This window comes from Lysobacter hankyongensis, from assembly GCF_039543145.1.
In the GTDB taxonomy this organism is placed as follows: Bacteria; Pseudomonadota; Gammaproteobacteria; order Xanthomonadales; family Xanthomonadaceae; genus Lysobacter_I; species Lysobacter_I hankyongensis.
In genome coordinates this window covers 177,391-193,869 of the sequence record NZ_BAABJE010000005.1, presented here as the reverse complement: position 1 = coordinate 193,869, position 16,479 = coordinate 177,391, and the positions used below count along the sequence as shown (strand labels likewise).

The following is a 16,479-nucleotide window of genomic DNA, read 5'->3' as shown; positions in this document are numbered from 1 at the left end:
CATGGCCGCGAACGACAGCGGCAGCATGGGGCTGAATTATCGGCGCCGCGTGATCTACCAGGCGCTCAACGAGACCTTCCACGATCCGCAGCAGGTCCGCCGGTATTTCGACCTGTGGCAGCGCGATCACGGCCACGAGGCGCACTTCGTGGTCACCCGCTTCGCCGCGGTGGTGGCGGCGGCGGCCGGCTTCACCGGCGAACAGAAATCGGTCTTCCAGCGTCGCCTGTTCCATGGCCTGACCCAATCCTACGAGAGCCTGCCGCGCGTGCCCGATGCCTGGCTCGCGGGCCCGGGCCCGACCGGCGAAGCGCCGGCGGTGGCCGCACCCGCGATGCCGGCGCGCCATGCACCGCCGCCGGAGCCGGTCCCCGCGGCAAGCTTCGAAGCGCCGGAACGCGTGGTGTTCAAGGCCTTCGCGAAACCGATCGCGGCCGCGATCCTGGCCAAGGCCGACCGCCATCGCGATGTGCTGGCCCAGGCGGTGGACGATCTCGGCGCCACCGCCAGCGGACGCGACCGCGACCTGCATCTCGCGCTCAGGCAATGGTCGCGCGCGCGCTTCGCGGAGGACGCCCTGCCGCCGCTGCAGGCGCCGGAAGACCTGCGCCACCTCGCGCACCAGCTGTATCTGCTGGCGGTCGATTTCATCGGCCCGATGCAGGCCGACCGCCTGCTGGCCCAGGCCGCGACGGACGCGGAGCGTCTGCCCGAAGCGTCGCTCTTTTCGCCGCAGCGCTTGCTGTAAACGCCGGCACCCGAGCCCACGCGCCCGGCCGCAGCCGGACGCGCGTGCGATCCTGTCGCGACGACGCGCGCAGAATGCTTTGGCAACACTGCAAGCGTCAGTGTTGCTGCGGCACAGGGATGTGCCGCGCGCGAATCGATCACGCAAGTGATCGATTCGGCGGGAGCGAGTTCGGGCATGTCCCGAACTCGCGACCACTGAACAAGTGCTGGAGGGACTTGTTCAGTGTTGCCTTTACGGGCCGATGCCGCAGCACAGCGCCGCCGGCAGCGGCGTGGCAGGCAACGGGCTGAGCGCCGTCGAGGGGCTGATCGGCGTCGGCGTGACGGTCAATGCCGAGAACGGCGTCAGCACGGTGATCGCACCGCTCCAGGGCACGCTGCACAGGGTCTTCATGCCGCTGGCGCCCATGCGCACCGAGTAGCCGTCGATCGGATCGTTCAGGCCATCCCAGTTGCTGGTGGTGGCGCCGACGAAATGCGCGCCGTTGCTGCTTTCGGCGACATCGGCCACGGTTTCGACGCCCGCCAAGCCCGCGCCCTGCGTGCCGTAACGCTGGCCCGTGTAACCGCCCGCGGTGTAAGGCGTGAGACTGATCGGCACCATCAGGTGTGACCACACGTCGTTGCTGTTGGCGCCCAGATACGCGCCGACGATATTGCCGACGATGAGCAATTGCCCGGTCGGCACGGTGGTGAAGGTGGTGGCGCGGGTGGTGGTCACCGCCTGCGCGGTTTCGCTTTCGTTGGGCGAACCCCAGTGCACCTGTTGCTGCAATGCGCAGCCGGTGCTGCGGTAACTGGCGACATAGGCCTGCGGCAGCGCGGTGGATGCGGTGCGGGTTTCGCCGACCGCGGTGAACCCGGGCGCGATGGTCGTGCCGGAGGCGCCGTGGCGGGCGATGTCGTTGAAACGCGACAGGCCCTGTCCCGGCTGTTGCGAACCGCAGATGAAGGCGCCGTTGTTGCCGTCGATCTGGAAGATCGCGGCGTTGTTGCCGTAGCCGCCGGCGACCACCAGATTGTCCGCGAGCGAAGGCGTTTCCACTTCGGCGATGCCGCGGCCGGTCAACTGCACGAGCGCGGTCGGCACGCTGTAGTCGCGCATCCAGATCAGCGCGCCGTTGCTGCGCACGCGCACCACGCGCACGAAGTTGGTCGTGCCGGTGTTGTATTCGCCCAGCGCGATCAGATCGCCCGGCGCGGTGCCGAACGCGGCGTCGCCGGTGGTCGCGCGGATGATGTCCCAGGCGATGTGCTTGCCGGCGGTGGTGCCGTACCTGCGGTGCCAGAGCATGTTGCCGTTGCAGTCGACCTTGCTGATCGTCAGATGGGTCTGCACCGGCGTGGTGAGGGCATCGAAGGTGCCGACGACCGCGAAACCGGTGCCGTCGGTGTATTCGACGATGCCGCGACCTTCTTCGGAACGGCCGCTGTCGTAACTGAAACGCCACGGTCCGGCGACGGGGTTCGCAGCGTTCTTGCGCTCGATCACGATGTTGCTGAATCCGGCCACGGTGGGCGGCACGGTCTGGGTGCCGGTCGCCACCTGGCCACCGCCCGCGCAGAACTGCACGTCGGCGACGCCGTGCAATTGTTCGCGATGCGGATTGAGGCCCGAATAGACCTCCCAGCTCTGCGCGACCGCCGACAGCGGCAACGCCGCGAATGCGGCGCTCGCGAGAAGGGACAACGAGTGCGATGTGCGAGTCCTTGTACTCATGGCATGCTCTCCTGGATGAATGCCGACGGCGCGCTGGACGATGTCCGGCGATGCGCTGGCGGCGGACAGCGGATCCGGCGGAAGCCGGACCCGCGATACCGGCGGCGATCGCGCTTACGCGGCGATCGGGGGATCCGCGCGCATGCGGGCGCATGCGATACGCGATGGGAGCGATGTGATCGGAGCGGCGGCTTCGATGTCCGCGCGCGAGAATCCCTGCATCGTCTTTCTCCTCGAACCGCGGCCGCGCCGCGTTTCCTGTCCTTCCGGAGGGTCGTCAGGATCGTCGTCCGGAGCGTTCGTCCGATCCGGTGCGTCCGGTCAAGAAAATCAGGCTACACCCTGCCCCCCGTCAACGCGCATCGGGACGACGAACGGCGGGGCTGAACCGAACACGCCCACGCGCGCGTTCAGTTCACGGCAGGGGGCCCGCGACGACGCAGGTGCAGCACGCCGTACACCAGCATCAGCGCGGCCAGCGCGATGCCGATCGCCAGCCATTCGTCGGGTTTGAGCGTGGTCACGATGGCCACCATCGCCACGAGCGAGACCAGCGGCAGCGCGAAGCCACCGGGCAACCGGAACGGCGTCGCGTCGCCGTCGCGCAGATCGCGCGCCTGCGCGCGCCAGGCCGCGGCGGCGACGAAAGCATAGGTGAGGCAGATCGCGCCGCCCGAGATCAGCGCGAGTTTGTCGAAACTGCCGCCGAGCGCGAGCGCCCAGGCGATGCCCGCATGCGCGGCCAGCGCCAGCAGCGGCACGCGATGGGCGGCGGTGACGCTGCCGAACGCGGACGGCAGATAGCCGTCGCGGCCCAGCGCATACACCAGTCGCGAGGTGCCGAGCAGATTGCCCATCAGGAAACCGGCCATCGACACGCAGGCGGTGATCAGCAACAGGGTGCGACCCGGCGCCCACAGCGCCGCGGCGGTGTCGGCGATCGGGACGCCGCTCTTTGCGAGATCGTCGCCGAGCAGACCTTGGCCGACGATCTGCAGGCCGAGATACAGCAGCACCACCAGCAGGATCGCGGCGACGGTGGCGCGCGGCACGTTGCGCGACGGATCGCGCAGCTCGCCCGAGGGCACCAGCGCGGTTTCCATGCCGGAATACGCGAACATCACCAGCACCATCGACGCGCCCAGCGCCGAAACGGACGGCACGTCGCCGAAGGAAAAACTCACCTGCGACCAGTCGACGAAAAAGATGCCGACCGCGGCCAGCAGGAACAGCGGCGCCAGCTTCAGCGTGGCCAACACCGCGATCGCGCGCGCGCCGAGCTTCACGCCGAAGGCGTTCAGCGCGAACAGCAGCGCATAGACCACGGTGAGCAGCGCGGCGCGCGGCCACGGATTGTCCGGATCGGAGAACACCGGCGCGAGCGTGCCGACCTGCACCGTGAACGCCGCGGCGACGCCGGCGCTGGAGGCGAGATTGCTGATCCACATCAGCGCACCGGCGACGAAGCCGGCGAACGGCCCGAACACCGCGGTGAGATAGGTGTACGGCCCGCCGGTGGCGCGGGTGCGGCTGCCGATCGCGGCGAAGCACAGCGCGACCGGCACGATGGCCATCGCACCCGCCAGCAGCGCGAGCGGCGCCGCGCTGCCCATCTGCGTCGCCAGCGCCGACGGCATCCGGAAGATGCCGCCGCCGATGATCACGTTGATCACGGCGGCGGTCAGCGCGAAGGTGCCGACCGCGCGGATCAGCGCGGCATCGCCCTGCAGCGGGCGGGCGGAGGACGCATCGGACATGGTCGCGGAATCCGGAACGGGATGGAGCGCGCAGCCTCGCACGGCGGCCTCGGGTTTGGCGAGCGTCGCCGCGCTGCGGCGGGGCACTGCAGGAGCGCCGGAAGGCGCGACGGGCCCAGGAAAGATCTTCCGCAACCCGTCGCGCCTTCCGGCGCTCCTACAGGGGGCTGATCAGGCCCCGCCACGATCCGCAGCGGGTTCGGGTTAGCATCGGGCGCACTCACCGGAGACCCCGCATGCGCACGACCCTGCTCGCCCTGTCCCTCGCCGCCGCGCTCGGCGCGACCCTCGCACCGACCGCGCACGCCGCCGATGCCGTGCGGCCCGAAGTGGCGCAGCAGGCGCAGCGGCTGCAGCCGAAGGTGCTGGCCTGGCGCCGCGACCTGCATCAGCACCCGGAACTGGGCAACCGCGAAGTGCGCACCTCGAAACTGGTCGCCGACCATCTGCGCGCGCTCGGGCTGGAGGTGAAGACCGGCGTCGCCACCACCGGCGTGGTCGCGGTGCTCAAGGGCGGCAGGCCCGGCCCGCGGATCGCGATCCGCGCCGACATGGATGCGCTGCCGGTGACCGAACGCAACGGCCTGCCGTTCGCGTCGAAGGCCACTTCGACCTTCCGCGGCGAGACCGTCGGCGTGATGCATGCCTGCGGCCACGACGCCCACACCTCGATCCTGATGGGCGTGGCCGAGGCGCTCGCGGCGATGAAGGCCGATCTGCCGGGCGAAGTGCTGTTCGTGTTCCAGCCGGCCGAGGAAGGCCCGCCGGACGGCGAGGAAGGCGGCGCCGAGGAAATGCTGAAGCAGGGCATCTTCCGCGACTTCAAGCCCGAGGCGGTGTTCGGCCTGCACGTGTTCAGCACCCTCAACGCCGGCCAGATCGGCTGGCGCAGCGGCCCGGCGATGGCCGCCTCCGACCGCTTCAACATCGTGATCAAGGGCCGCCAGACGCACGGCTCGCGGCCGTGGGGCGGGGTCGATCCGATCGTCGCCGCGGCCGACGTGATCGGCAGCGCGCAGACGATCGTCAGCCGCCGCCAGAACATCTCGAAGCTGCCGGTGGTCGTCACCTTCGGCGCGATCAAGGGCGGCATCCGCTACAACATCATTCCCGACCAGGTCGAACTGATCGGCACCATCCGCACCTTCGACGACGGCATGCGCGCCGCGGTGTTCAAGGACCTGCAGAACGTGGCCGAACACGTGGCCGCCGCGCACGGCGCCACCGCGGTGGCGCAGATCCCCGACACCAAGGGCAATCCGGTGACCACGAACGACCCGGCACTGACCGCGAAGATGCTGCCCAGCCTGGTGCGCGCGGCCGGCAAGGACAATGTGGTCGAGATGGGCCTGAACATGGGCGCCGAGGATTTCTCGTTCTACGCGCGCGAAGTGCCGGGCTTCTTCTTCTTCGTCGGCTCGACGCCGAAGGGCCAGGACCCGAACACGGCGCCGTCGAACCATTCGCCGGAATTCTTCCTCGACGAATCGTCGCTGGATGTCGGCTTCCGCGGCATGCTGCAGGTGGCGCTGGATTACCTGCACGGCGCGGGCTGACGCGGGAGCGTCGACGGTAGAGCGGCCTTCAGGCCGCTGCAACGAGGGGTAGAGCGGGCTTGAGCCCGCTGTTTCGTGTGGTGAAGCGCAGCGGCCTGAAGGCCGCTCTACCAGTGCGGGTGCGCGATAATACCCGCATGAATCAGAACGACATTAGACACGGCGACATCCCTCTCGGCCGCGAGGTCGCGTACCCCGACCGCTACGATCCGTCGCTGCTGTTCCCGATTCCGCGGGCGCAGGCGCGCGCGGAGATCGGCGTGGACGATGCGGCGCCGCCGTTCGTCGGCCACGACCGCTGGCATGCCTACGAACTGAGCTGGCTGGACGCGCGCGGCAAACCGGTGGTCGAGACCGCGACGCTCACCGTGCCGGCGACCTCGCCGCAGCTGATCGAATCGAAATCGCTCAAGCTCTATCTGAACTCGCTCAACGGCGTGCGCTTCGAATCCACCGGCGACGTGCGCGCGGCGATCATCGCCGACCTCTCCGCCGCCGCGGGCGCGACGGTCGAAGTGGTGTTCGGCCTGCCGCCGTTCGCCGAAGCCGCGGAAGGTGCCGAATCCATCGACGGCCAGGACATCGCGATCGATCGCTACGGCCCGCCCGACGCCACGCTGCTGGCGGCCGATGATGGCGACGGCGTCGAGGAAACCCTGCATTCGGCGCTGCTGAAATCCAACTGCCCGGTGACCGGCCAGCCCGACTGGGCCGGCGTGCGCATCGCCTATCGCGGACCGCGGATCGATCGCGCCGGACTGCTGCGCTACCTGGTGTCGTTCCGCGATCACGCCGAGTTCCACGAGCAGTGCGTGGAACGCATCTTCGTCGACCTGATGGCCCGTTGCCGCCCCGACACCCTGTCGGTGGAAGCGCGTTACACCCGTCGCGGCGGGCTGGACATCAACCCGTGGCGCGCCACGGCGGATGTCGACGCACCGGCCGCGGGACGCGACGCGCGGCAATAGACCCGGTCGCGCGGCGAGGCGAGGCGAAAAAAACACGCCGTCGATATGGTTTCTTAACATCCTGCGTGTCAATGTGGACACGCCCTCCAGGCAGGAACCCGCCGCCATGACCACACCCGACAAGAAACCCGATTTCTCGAACGTGCAGACCACGGTGACCAGCACCGAACAGGTCCGCCCCGACTTCAGCAACGTCCAGACCACGGTCACCTCCACCGAAGAGATCGTCGGCGGCGAGGGCGGCGGCGGCAGTACCGGCGAACAGACCTACACCATCGAGAAGGGCGACACGCTGTCGCACATCGCCAAGCGCTTCTACGGCAAGGCCAAGTTCTGGCGCCACATCCACGAAGCCAACCGGGACACCATCGAAGACCCCGATCGCATTTTCCCGGGGCAGACGATCAAGCTGCCGGCGATCGATGTCGATGGCGACGGCGATCTCGACGACCCGTCGGCCGACTGATCGGCGACCGATCTCGAATCGATCTCATCCGGTATTCATCGCCTCCGCCCCCAGGATTCCCACAAGACGCATCGAGGACCCACCCATGAATCGCACGCACATGTTCAAGAACACGCTTTCCCAGGTCCTGCTGATCGCCGTGATCGGCAGCGTCGCCGTCGTCGGCTGCAAGAAGAAGGAAGAAGCCGCGCCGACTCCGCCGCCGGTCGCCGCCGAACCCGCGCCGGCACCGGCCCCCGCGCCTGCGGCGACCGCATCCATCGCCTCGGTCGATGTCGGCAGCGCCGTCGACGCGACGATGAAGGTCACCGCCCCCACCGCCAGCTTCAAGCCGAAGGACACGGTGCACGTGTCGATCGCCACGTCGACCAGCGACCCGGCCGCGACCGTCGCCGGCAAGGTCGGCGCCAAGCTGACCTACATGAACGGCACTGAGGAAATGGTGGTCAGCGACGAAACCCGCGACCTCAACATGACCGACAAGGGCACCACCAACTTCCAGTTCGCCAAGCCCGACGGCTGGCCGGCCGGCAAGTACAAGGTCGCGATCAGCCTCGACGGCAACGTCGTGCAGACCAAGGAATTCGACGTCGCGAAGTGATCCGCTTCGTCCCGGATTCCGGCGAGAGGGCGCGGCTTCGGTCGCGCCCTTTTTGCTGTGCGTCTTTCATGCCCGCGGGCGCGACGACCCGTGCCGTCCACGCACTGGAACGCCTCCGGCAATTGGACTAGTGTGGCCCGGCCGCCCTGATCTTGCGGTTTGCGCCGATCCCTTCCGACCCGCCCCAGGAGTGCGACATGGCCTTCGAACTGACGATCAACGGCAAGCCGGTGTCGGTGGATGCGCCCGACGACATGCCGCTGCTGTGGGTGTTGCGCGACATCGCCGGACTGACCGGCACCAAATACGGCTGCGGCATGGCCCAGTGCGGCGCCTGCACCGTGCATGTCGCCGGTCAGCCGATGCGCAGTTGCATCACGCCGGCGAGCGCGCTGGTCGGCCAGCCGATCACCACGATCGAAGGGGCGACCGCCACCGGGCCGGTCGCCAAGGCGGTACAGGATGCGTGGATCGCCGGTGCGGTGGCGCAGTGCGGCTACTGCCAGAGCGGCCAGATCATGGCCGCGGTCGCGCTGCTGGAAAGCAACCGCAATCCCGGCGACGCCGACATCGATGCGGCGATGGCGGGCAACCTCTGCCGCTGCGCCACCTACCAGCGGATCCGCGCGGCCATCAAGACCGCGGCCGCCACGCTCGCCTGAGGGAGAACGGATCATGTTCAACGGTCGCAAACTCTCCGCCCTGGCCACCGCCGCCGCGACGCCCACGCTGTCGCGCCGCCAGTTCGTGCTCGGCGCGAGCCTGCTGGGTTCCGCGCTGCTGGTCGGTTGCCGCATGCAGGCCGACGACAGCGATGCGCCGGCCCCCAGTGGCGCGATCAAGCCTTCGGCAGGCTCGCCCTTCGAGGCCTACATCGCGATCGCCGCCGACGGCATCGTCACCGTGTATTCCAGCCAGTTCGACATGGGCCAGAACTCGTATCACGGCCTGGCGACGCTGGTCGCGGAAGAACTCGATGTGGCGCTGGACAAGGTGCGGGTCGAAGGCCGCGCCGGCAATCCGAAGTGGTACGGCAATCTCGCGATGGGCGGTGCGTTCCAGCTCACCGGCGGATCCAGCAGCATGCCCTCGTCGTGGGAGCGCTACCGCAAGGCCGGCGCCGCCGCGCGCGAATTGCTGAAACAGGCCGCGGCGAAGCAGTGGCAGGTCGCCATCGGCGAACTCTCGACCGCGAACGGCGAGGTCGTGCACGCCGGCAGCGACCGCCGCGCGCCCTACGGCAGCCTGATCGCCGCCGCCGCGCCGTTGCCGGTGCCCGGCGAGGTCGCGCTGAAGGACGCGAAGGCGTGGACGCTGATCGGCAAGGACGCGACCACGCGCATCGACGCGCGCGCCAAGTCCGACGGCACCCAGGCCTACACCATCGACATCCGCTTGCCGGGCATGCTGGTCGCCACCGTAGCCCACAGCCCGCGCTTCGGCGGCAAGGTCGCGTCGTTCGACGCCACCGCCGCCAAGGCGGTGCCGGGCGTGGTCGACGTGGTGCAGATCAGTCGTGGCGTGGCGGTGGTGGCGAACAACACCTGGGCCGCGATCAAGGGCCGCGAAGCGCTGCAGGTGACCTGGGACGACAGCGGCGCGGAAACCCGCTCTTCCGATGCGATGTTCACCGAATACGAGGCCCTGTCGAAGCAGGACGGCAAGGTCGCGCTGCAGCGCGGCGATGCCGCCGGCAAGCTCGCCAAGGCCGCGAAGACCCTCGAAGCGACCTACCGTTTCCCCTATCTCGCGCACGCGGCGCTGGAACCGCTGAACGCGGTGATCCACAAGGACGGCGACCGCCTGCACATCCACGGCGGGCTGCAGATGCCCGACGCGGTGCAGGCCGCGTGCGCGCAGATCGCCGGCGTGAAGCCCGAACAGGTCGACCTGCACGTGATGAAGACCGGCGGCGGTTTCGGCCGCCGCGCGGTGGCCGACTGCGACGTGTTCGTCGAGGCCACCGAGATTGCCAAGGCGCTGGATTTCCGCGCACCGATCAAGCTGCAGTGGACGCGCGAGGCCGACATGGGCGGCGGTCGCTATCGCCCGCTGCACCTGCACCGGGTCCGCGTCGGTCTCGGCGCCGACGGCAGCATCAGCGGTTGGCAGCATCACATCGTCGGCCAGTCGATCATGGCCGGCACACCGTTCGAAGCGATGATGATGAAGGACGGCATCGACCCGACCTCGACCGAAGGCGTCGCCGACACGCCGTACGCGCTGCCCGACATCGACGTGCGCATGACCCATCCGGCATCGCCGGTGCCGGTGCTGTGGTGGCGCTCGGTCGGTCACACCCATACCGCGTACGTGATGCAGACCATGCTCGACGAGATCGCGACCGCGACCGGGCAGGATCCGGTGGCGCTGCGGCTGGCGCTGCTGCCGGCGGACGCGCGCGAACGCGCGGTGTTGTCGCTGGTCGCCGAGAAGGCGGGCTGGTCGCAGCCGGTCGCGGCCGGCCGCTTCCGCGGCGTGGCCGTGCATCAGTCGTTCGGCAGTTACGTCGCGACGGTCGCGGAAATCTCGAAGACCGCCGACGGCGGCATCCGCGTCGAGCGCTGCGTGGTGGCGTCCGATTGCGGCACCGTGATCAATCCGGACGTGGTGCGCGCGCAGATCGAAGGCGGCACCGGCTTCGGTCTGAGCGCGATGCTCGGCGAAGCCATCGCGCTGGAGAACGGCGCGCCGACCGCACGCAACTACGATGCCTATCGGGTGCTGCGGATCGATGCGATGCCGACGGTCGAGGTGCACATGCTGCCTTCGACCGCATCGCCGACCGGCATCGGCGAATGCGCGGTGCCGCCGATCGGCCCCGCGGTCGCGAACGCGATCTTCCAGGCCACCGGCAAGCGCGTGCGCGATCTGCCGCTCCTCAAGGCATGACCCCTCCAGGCATGACCGCGGTGCGCGATGCCGGATGCGCTTGAGCTGTTGATCGCCAGCGCACGGCGGAACGAAGCCTGCGCGCTGGTCACGCTGGTCGGGCTGCACGGTGCGGCCCCGCGCCGGATCGGTGCGCAGATGGCGGTGACCGCCAACGGCGAAGTCGCCGGTTCGTTCTCCGGCGGCTGTCTCGACGGGTCGGTGATCGAGGACGCGCGGCGCGCGCTGGACGAAGGCGTGAGCCGACGCGTGCGCTACGGCGAAGACTCGCCCTACGTGGACATCGTCCTGCCCTGCGGCAGCGGACTGGATCTGCAGTTCGACGGCGTGGTGCCGGCCGCGACCGTCGACGCGATCGCGCAGGCGATCGCCGCACGCAGGCCGTTCGCACTGCGCTGGCGCGATCCGGCATCGCCGCCGGCATGCGTGTCGGATGCGATGCCGGCCGCAGATGCGGACACGGACGCGGTCGTCGTCCAGCGCATGCCCGCGCTGCGCCTGGTGCTGGCCGGTGCCGGCGACACCCTGCTGGCGATGTGCCGGCTGGCCCGCGCGGCCGACATCGCGGTGATCGCGCTCAGCCCGGAGCGCGACCTGCGGGCGCCGCTGGACGCGCTGGGCGTGGATCTGCATGTGCTGCAGGCGCAGCACGCGCTGCCGCTGCTGGATGACGCTGCGTTCGATGCATGGACCGCCGCCATCACCCTGTTCCACGATCACGACTGGGAACTGCCGTTCCTGCAGCGCGCGCTCGACAGCGATGCCTGTCTGGTCGGCGCGATGGGCAGCCCACGCGCGCAGGCGCTGCGCCTGGAGCGGCTGCAGGCGCTCGGCGTCGACGCGGCATCGCTGACGCGGCTGCGCAGCCCGCTGGGGCTGTTGCCCCGCGCGCGCGATCCGCAGGAGCTTGCGGTGTCGATCCTCGCCGAGGCGATGCAGGCCCATCGCGAGCGCTGCCATCCTGCGGACGCGCGCGCGATCTCCCCGACGCCGGCCGGGGCATGAACACCGCGATCGCGATCCTCGCGGCCGGGCGCTCCTCGCGCCTCGGTCGACCCAAGGCGCTGGTGCCATGGCGCGGCCGTACGCTGCTGCAGCGCGCGCTCGACACCGCCGTCGCGGCCTCGCCGCGGGTGATCGTGGCGCTCGGCGCCGACGGCGATGCGCTGTGGCGCACGCTGGTCCTTCCGGCCGGGGGGGCGGCAGTCGCGCGCGTCGACGTGCACGATGCCGACGACGGTCTCTCGGCCTCGCTGCGCGCGGTGGTCGCGCATGTCGATGCGGACCCGGCCATCGAACGCCTGCTGGTGCTGCTGACCGAACAGTACACCGTCGACGCGGCCTGGCTGCGCGCGCTGCTGGCGCTGGCGGCGGCCCATCCGCAGCGGATGATCGCGTCGCGTTACGACGGCGTGCGCGGCGTGCCGGCCGTGTTCCCGCGCACCGTCTTCGCCGCGCTCGCGGCCCTGCGCGGCGACCGGGGCGCGCGCACGCTGCTGCGCGACGAGCACGACCCCATCGATCATCCCGCGCCGCATCCGCCCGGCGATGTCGACACGCCCGCGGACGTGCCGCAGGACTGAGCGCGGGAAAGCATCGAAACGGACGCACGGACATGTCCGGTGGCGACGCCGTCCGGCGCAACCGCCGCCGCTGCGCCGCGATTGATCCGCCTTGGCGGCTCGCGGCCGCCGTCGGGTCGATTACCCTATGCGCCGTCTCCCCGCGCAGAACCGCCATGTCCGCCACCGATCTCCTCGACGACGCCCGCCTCGAACGGCTCTCCGATCTGCTCGACGTCCGTGCGGTGCCGTTCAAGGGCTTCAATCTCGAAGCGCTGGACGGCTTCCTGTCCGCGCTGGCGGTCTCGCCCGAAACCGTACCGCCGGAAGAATGGAAACCGGTGGTCTGGGGCGGCAAACCGCCGCGCTGGGACAACGCCGAGGAAGCCGCCGAGGTCGACGCGCTGCTCGCCGCGCATGCGCGCATGGTCGAACAGCGCGTGCGCCACGACGACGATCTGCCCGATCACCTCGCGCCGCTGCTGTGGCTGCCGGAAGATCCGTCCGAACACGACGACGACGAACTCGATGTCGGCCACGACTGGGCCCTCGGCTTCTTCCGCGGCGTCGAGCTGCGCGAAGCCGCCTGGGACGCCTGGCTCGACCAGCACGACTGGATCGAGGAGATCTTCGATCTGCTCGACCGCATCGCCAGCGGCGAAGTGCTCGGCGAAGATCCCACCGCGGAACCCGCCGCGCTCGACTACAAGGAGCGCATCGGCATCATCGCCGCGCTGCCCGGCATGCTGTCCGACCTGCACCACCACCGCATCGACGCCCTGACCCCGCGCGTCCCGCGGCGCCGCGCGATCACCCCCGACCGCAACGACCCGTGCCCCTGCGGCAGCGGCAAGAAGTACAAGAAGTGCCACGGCGCGTGATCGCGTAGCCCGGGTCTCGCCACCGGCGAGACCCGGGTGAACGGCGACCGACATTCATCCATCGTCGCCCGCATGCGCGCTGCCCTGCGCCACACCCCAATCGCGATGCGTTCCGCCCATCGCGACATCACGATGAAATGTGGAATACGGCCAAGCCGAAACGCGATCGGTCAGACCATGCTTGACCGGGTTGTAGTGAATGTAATCGACGTGCGTCCGCAGATCGTCGTCGTTGCGGATCGTGTGCTCCCAGAAACCCCTGGCCCACACGGCCGGCTCTCCGCGACTGGAGCGCGGAATGCGAACACCCTGAGCTTTCAAGGCCCGAGTGAACCTGCTTTTGAATACCGAAAACCGTATGGAATACGCATCATCGCCTTCCGGTAGACGCCAGATGGCGTGCAGGTGATCCGGCAAGATCACCATCGCCATGATCTGGAACGGACGTTCCGCTCGGGTCTTCCGTAAAGACCATCGCAAGGCATCGATCTGCTCGACGAGTGTCCGCTCGGAGCGGTTCGCCAACGTCAGCGTGAAGAAATACGTGCCACCGGGCACGCGATTGCGTCGATACAGCACCATCAACGCAGGATGCGATCTTCGCGACCCATCCGGCATCGGAAAATTCCGGAGTTGCCGTGAGGTTTCCCCGGGTCTCGCCTGTGGCGAGACCCGGGCTACGAGACTGACAGATTATTTGTAATTTTGCTTCCGAATGTATTGCTTAGGTCAACTCTTCATCAAAGTAATCGCTGTCGAGTTTAGGCACCTTCACGGTTCGAGCTGACACCCCAACCTCATGGTCAATCATCAGCTCGGCAAGTCTTGGACCATCTACCAGAACAATATGCTCAACGGATCGCGCAAATTCGATCGCTTGCGTCGTATAGCCGGAAGTAGTGATGAATACGCCTTTGCGCGCACGTTGCCCTGCAAGAGCGCCATAAAAGGCTTGTATCTCTGGGCGACCAACAACACCCTGCCAGCGCTTTGCCTGCACATAGACTTTTTCCAGTCCCAGCTTATCCAGAGAAATGATTCCATCGATGCCCCCATCACCACTTCCACCTACGCGTTGTAGATCCGAGCGGCTAGCTCCGTAGCCCATACGGTGAAGCAAATCCAGAACTATGGATTCGAAAAAGCTTGGAGAAACGGTTGCGAGAACCTCGAGTAATTCTCCAGCCACGGAACGGCGGAGTTCGGCTAACGCTTCCCCGAGTCGCTCATCTGGACTCGCGATAGAGCCGGCTTGTTCTACGGGTTGAACGAAGGCCACCGCCGCAAGAGATTCACCCGAAAGTGGCGGGCGTAGGCGCACATCCATGAAACCAACAGCCAATTGTTCGATCTCCTTGGCCGTTAGCGGCGACGGATGTGACGTTACAAATTTTCGTCCTTCTTCCGTAAGTTGCCAGTAACCCCTGCGAGGGCTTCGCGATAGACCCGCTCTTTTCAGTCGATCGTGCGCCCAACCAGCTCTATTTTTGTAGATCGGCTGCGTACCGCTGGGCAGAAGCTCTTGCTTATCTTGTTCCGAGATTCCGAGCATGGATGCCGTCGCATCATGGGCCTCAGCAGCGCGAACCTCACCTGGCTTTGTCGCAAGAAAGCGCAGCAGGGGTTCAATGAATTTATCGTAGGTGGGGACCGTCATTCGAGGTTCTCGTACTATCGTTTTCGGAACTATCTGGGCGCCGAGTTGGACCGCTTCGTCGCTGATTTTCTAACGTATCAACCTATCGTAGCGCGCAACAGGAGATCAACGCAGAACCTCTCGACGATTCGATTTGGAGAACGGGTCTGACATCCCCGGCCACAATACGATTCTCCACTTTTTGATAAGTTTTGGAGATCAGATCAAGAGGCGACTTGCGCGGTGGTGCCTCTATCCTGATGAAATCGGGTCACAATCGACACCAAGACAGAAGATCGAACCGCATCCGCCGCTTTTTTTTCGAATTAAAGAACGAAGGCCCGGTCCCGGCCTTCGCCGGAACGACAGTTTCCGTGGCCTTGCGCGCTACGCCGCGCGCTCAACCGCCCTGTCGCGCCTTCCACGCCGCCAACACTTCGATTTCGCGCTCCGGTTTGATGCCCGCACGCGGGCCGGCCTTGCGGCGGTCTTCGGGTTGCGCGTCGTACCACTCGAGCGTCGCGGCGACGGTGTCGGCGAGGCTGCGGAAGGTGAGGCCGGCGGCGATCGCCTTGGCGTTGCTGCGGGTGTGGAAACCCGCGGAATCGCCCGTCGCCGGGACCCACACCGGCATGTCGCCCCAGGGCGAGACGTTCTGCGCTTCGAGGAAGTCGGTCGGCACGAAGACGAAACGCGCGCCCTGCGTGGTCGAGGCGCGGATGCCGTAGAGCATCGCGGCGGTGTCGAGCGCGTAGTCCGGGCCGATGGCGTTGAACGCGCCGCGCGCCTTCCGTTCGGCAAGGCGGATCATCCATTCGCCGAGGTCGCGCGCGTCGATGAATTTCACCGGATCGCGACCGTCGCCGGGACACAGCACGTCGCCGCCGCGGCGCATGCGCAGCGGCCAATAGGTAAACCGATCGGTCTCGTCGCCGGGGCCCACGATCAGCCCGGGGCGAATGATCGTCGCGTTCGCGCCGAAGTGTTTGCGCGTCTCCGCCTCGGTCGCCGCCTTCAATCCGGAATATTTGCCCATGTCGGCGCGCAGCGTCGCCATCGTTTCCTGCAGCGGATCCCCGTCGAAGGACGCGAGCGGCGCGTCCTCGTCTTCGCCGGGAATCGCGTTGCCGGCGTAGGCCGACAGGCTGGAAATCATGGTGTAGGCGCCGACGTGGCCCTTGAGCACCTTCGCCGCGTCGCGGATCCACGCCGGCACGCTGCTCGGGTTGTCGATGACCACGTCCCAGCGCCGGCCCTTCGCGACTTCGGCATTCAATGCGGCGTAGTCGTTGATGTCGCGATCGCCGAGCAGTTGTTCGACGTGGCCGGGCCATTCGCGCTGCTTGCGGCCGCGGTTGAAGATCGTGACCCGATGCCCGCGCGCCAGCGCATAGCGCACCTGGTGCGGACCGGTGAGACCGGTGCCGCCGAGGATCAGCAGGTCGAGCGGTGCGCCGGCCTTCGCCGGGACCGTCGTCTGTGCCGAGGCGTGCGCGCCGACGGCGGCCGCGGCCAGCCCGAGGGCACCGAGTTTCAGGACATCGCGTCGTTGCAGCGTCATGCGGGTGCTCCGGGGATCGATGACGGAAGCGGATGCCGCATCGTTCTCCGAAACGATGCCCACGACCCGTGCCGGAAGTCAGCGCGCGCGATCGCCCTGCGCGAAATGCCTGCTGCGGAAAGGCCGGCT

The 16,479-nt window shown here is 68.0% G+C and carries 15 protein-coding genes; 10 read left to right on the top strand and 5 right to left on the bottom strand.

Annotated features, from left to right (window positions below; all coding sequences use genetic code 11):
- The first annotated feature begins 1 nt into the window (after window position 1).
- On the top strand, window positions 2–748 hold the full coding sequence (locus tag ABD974_RS06815; RefSeq protein WP_345302553.1) for a hypothetical protein: 747 nt from the start codon (window positions 2–4) through the stop codon (window positions 746–748).
- 234 nt (window positions 749–982) lie between these two features.
- Here ABD974_RS06815 and ABD974_RS06810 read toward each other — a convergent pair whose 3' ends face one another.
- Both ABD974_RS06810 and ABD974_RS06805 read right to left on the bottom strand, forming a co-directional pair.
- Window positions 983–2,470 (bottom strand): hypothetical protein, encoded by a 1,488-nt coding sequence (locus ABD974_RS06810; protein ID WP_345302552.1) that lies wholly within the window; start codon window positions 2,468–2,470, stop codon window positions 983–985.
- Window positions 2,471–2,880: 410 nt separating this feature from the next.
- Entirely contained in the window at window positions 2,881–4,227 is a 1,347-nt protein-coding gene (locus ABD974_RS06805; RefSeq protein WP_345302551.1) for an APC family permease, read from the bottom strand.
- A gap of 236 nt (window positions 4,228–4,463) precedes the next feature.
- Here ABD974_RS06805 and ABD974_RS06800 point away from each other — a divergent pair, with 236 nt between their 5' ends.
- From ABD974_RS06800 to ABD974_RS06760, 9 genes are all read left to right on the top strand, one after another.
- Window positions 4,464–5,783 (top strand): amidohydrolase, encoded by a 1,320-nt coding sequence (locus ABD974_RS06800; RefSeq protein WP_345302550.1) that lies wholly within the window; start codon window positions 4,464–4,466, stop codon window positions 5,781–5,783.
- Window positions 5,784–5,920: 137 nt separating this feature from the next.
- On the top strand, window positions 5,921–6,751 hold the full coding sequence (gene queF, locus ABD974_RS06795; protein ID WP_345302549.1) for an NADPH-dependent 7-cyano-7-deazaguanine reductase QueF: 831 nt from the start codon (window positions 5,921–5,923) through the stop codon (window positions 6,749–6,751).
- 106 nt (window positions 6,752–6,857) lie between these two features.
- Window positions 6,858–7,217, top strand: coding sequence for a LysM peptidoglycan-binding domain-containing protein (locus ABD974_RS06790; RefSeq protein ID WP_345302548.1), 360 nt, complete (start codon window positions 6,858–6,860; stop codon window positions 7,215–7,217).
- 85 nt (window positions 7,218–7,302) lie between these two features.
- Window positions 7,303–7,818: a hypothetical protein gene (locus ABD974_RS06785; RefSeq protein ID WP_345302547.1), complete on the top strand. Its 516-nt coding sequence runs from the start codon at window positions 7,303–7,305 to the stop codon at window positions 7,816–7,818.
- A gap of 197 nt (window positions 7,819–8,015) precedes the next feature.
- A complete protein-coding gene (locus tag ABD974_RS06780) occupies window positions 8,016–8,480 on the top strand; it encodes a (2Fe-2S)-binding protein (RefSeq protein WP_345302546.1) in 465 nt (154 codons plus the stop codon).
- 13 nt (window positions 8,481–8,493) lie between these two features.
- Entirely contained in the window at window positions 8,494–10,710 is a 2,217-nt protein-coding gene (locus ABD974_RS06775; RefSeq protein ID WP_345302545.1) for a xanthine dehydrogenase family protein molybdopterin-binding subunit, read from the top strand.
- Window positions 10,711–10,737: 27 nt separating this feature from the next.
- Window positions 10,738–11,715: an XdhC family protein gene (locus ABD974_RS06770; protein ID WP_345302544.1), complete on the top strand. Its 978-nt coding sequence runs from the start codon at window positions 10,738–10,740 to the stop codon at window positions 11,713–11,715.
- The gene (locus ABD974_RS06765; protein WP_345302543.1) at window positions 11,712–12,293 is read left to right on the top strand and encodes a nucleotidyltransferase family protein; all 582 of its coding nucleotides are present in this window, start codon (window positions 11,712–11,714) and stop codon (window positions 12,291–12,293) included. Before ABD974_RS06770 ends, ABD974_RS06765 begins: the two co-directional genes overlap by 4 nt.
- A 155-nt stretch (window positions 12,294–12,448) precedes the next feature.
- On the top strand, window positions 12,449–13,153 hold the full coding sequence (locus tag ABD974_RS06760; RefSeq protein ID WP_345302542.1) for a UPF0149 family protein: 705 nt from the start codon (window positions 12,449–12,451) through the stop codon (window positions 13,151–13,153).
- Window positions 13,154–13,207: 54 nt separating this feature from the next.
- On the opposite strand, the gene ABD974_RS06755 is transcribed toward ABD974_RS06760, so the two are convergent.
- The 3 genes from ABD974_RS06755 to ABD974_RS06745 all read right to left on the bottom strand — a co-directional run bounded on the left by ABD974_RS06755 (window position 13,208) and on the right by ABD974_RS06745 (window position 16,350).
- Window positions 13,208–13,735: an REP-associated tyrosine transposase gene (locus ABD974_RS06755; protein ID WP_345302789.1), complete on the bottom strand. Its 528-nt coding sequence runs from the start codon at window positions 13,733–13,735 to the stop codon at window positions 13,208–13,210.
- 142 nt (window positions 13,736–13,877) lie between these two features.
- The gene (locus tag ABD974_RS06750; protein ID WP_345302541.1) at window positions 13,878–14,810 is read right to left on the bottom strand and encodes a restriction endonuclease; all 933 of its coding nucleotides are present in this window, start codon (window positions 14,808–14,810) and stop codon (window positions 13,878–13,880) included.
- A 379-nt stretch (window positions 14,811–15,189) separates the two neighbouring features.
- Window positions 15,190–16,350, bottom strand: a complete 1,161-nt coding sequence (locus tag ABD974_RS06745; RefSeq protein WP_345302540.1) for an NAD-dependent epimerase/dehydratase family protein — start codon at window positions 16,348–16,350, stop codon at window positions 15,190–15,192.
- Window positions 16,351–16,479: the final 129 nt, after the last annotated feature.

What these genes read in the sequence shown, in the direction of transcription:
- ABD974_RS06815 (WP_345302553.1), top strand. Translation starts at nt 2, where the DNA reads ATGGCCGCGAACGACAGCGGCAGCATGGGGCTGAATTATCGGCGCCGC.
- ABD974_RS06810 (WP_345302552.1), bottom strand. Translation starts at nt 2,470, where the DNA reads ATGAGTACAAGGACTCGCACATCGCACTCGTTGTCCCTTCTCGCGAGC.
- ABD974_RS06805 (WP_345302551.1), bottom strand. Translation starts at nt 4,227, where the DNA reads ATGTCCGATGCGTCCTCCGCCCGCCCGCTGCAGGGCGATGCCGCGCTG.
- ABD974_RS06800 (WP_345302550.1), top strand. Translation starts at nt 4,464, where the DNA reads ATGCGCACGACCCTGCTCGCCCTGTCCCTCGCCGCCGCGCTCGGCGCG.
- queF (WP_345302549.1), top strand. Translation starts at nt 5,921, where the DNA reads ATGAATCAGAACGACATTAGACACGGCGACATCCCTCTCGGCCGCGAG.
- ABD974_RS06790 (WP_345302548.1), top strand. Translation starts at nt 6,858, where the DNA reads ATGACCACACCCGACAAGAAACCCGATTTCTCGAACGTGCAGACCACG.
- ABD974_RS06785 (WP_345302547.1), top strand. Translation starts at nt 7,303, where the DNA reads ATGAATCGCACGCACATGTTCAAGAACACGCTTTCCCAGGTCCTGCTG.
- ABD974_RS06780 (WP_345302546.1), top strand. Translation starts at nt 8,016, where the DNA reads ATGGCCTTCGAACTGACGATCAACGGCAAGCCGGTGTCGGTGGATGCG.
- ABD974_RS06775 (WP_345302545.1), top strand. Translation starts at nt 8,494, where the DNA reads ATGTTCAACGGTCGCAAACTCTCCGCCCTGGCCACCGCCGCCGCGACG.
- ABD974_RS06770 (WP_345302544.1), top strand. Translation starts at nt 10,738, where the DNA reads ATGCCGGATGCGCTTGAGCTGTTGATCGCCAGCGCACGGCGGAACGAA.
- ABD974_RS06765 (WP_345302543.1), top strand. Translation starts at nt 11,712, where the DNA reads ATGAACACCGCGATCGCGATCCTCGCGGCCGGGCGCTCCTCGCGCCTC.
- ABD974_RS06760 (WP_345302542.1), top strand. Translation starts at nt 12,449, where the DNA reads ATGTCCGCCACCGATCTCCTCGACGACGCCCGCCTCGAACGGCTCTCC.
- ABD974_RS06755 (WP_345302789.1), bottom strand. Translation starts at nt 13,735, where the DNA reads ATGGTGCTGTATCGACGCAATCGCGTGCCCGGTGGCACGTATTTCTTC.
- ABD974_RS06750 (WP_345302541.1), bottom strand. Translation starts at nt 14,810, where the DNA reads ATGACGGTCCCCACCTACGATAAATTCATTGAACCCCTGCTGCGCTTT.
- ABD974_RS06745 (WP_345302540.1), bottom strand. Translation starts at nt 16,350, where the DNA reads ATGACGCTGCAACGACGCGATGTCCTGAAACTCGGTGCCCTCGGGCTG.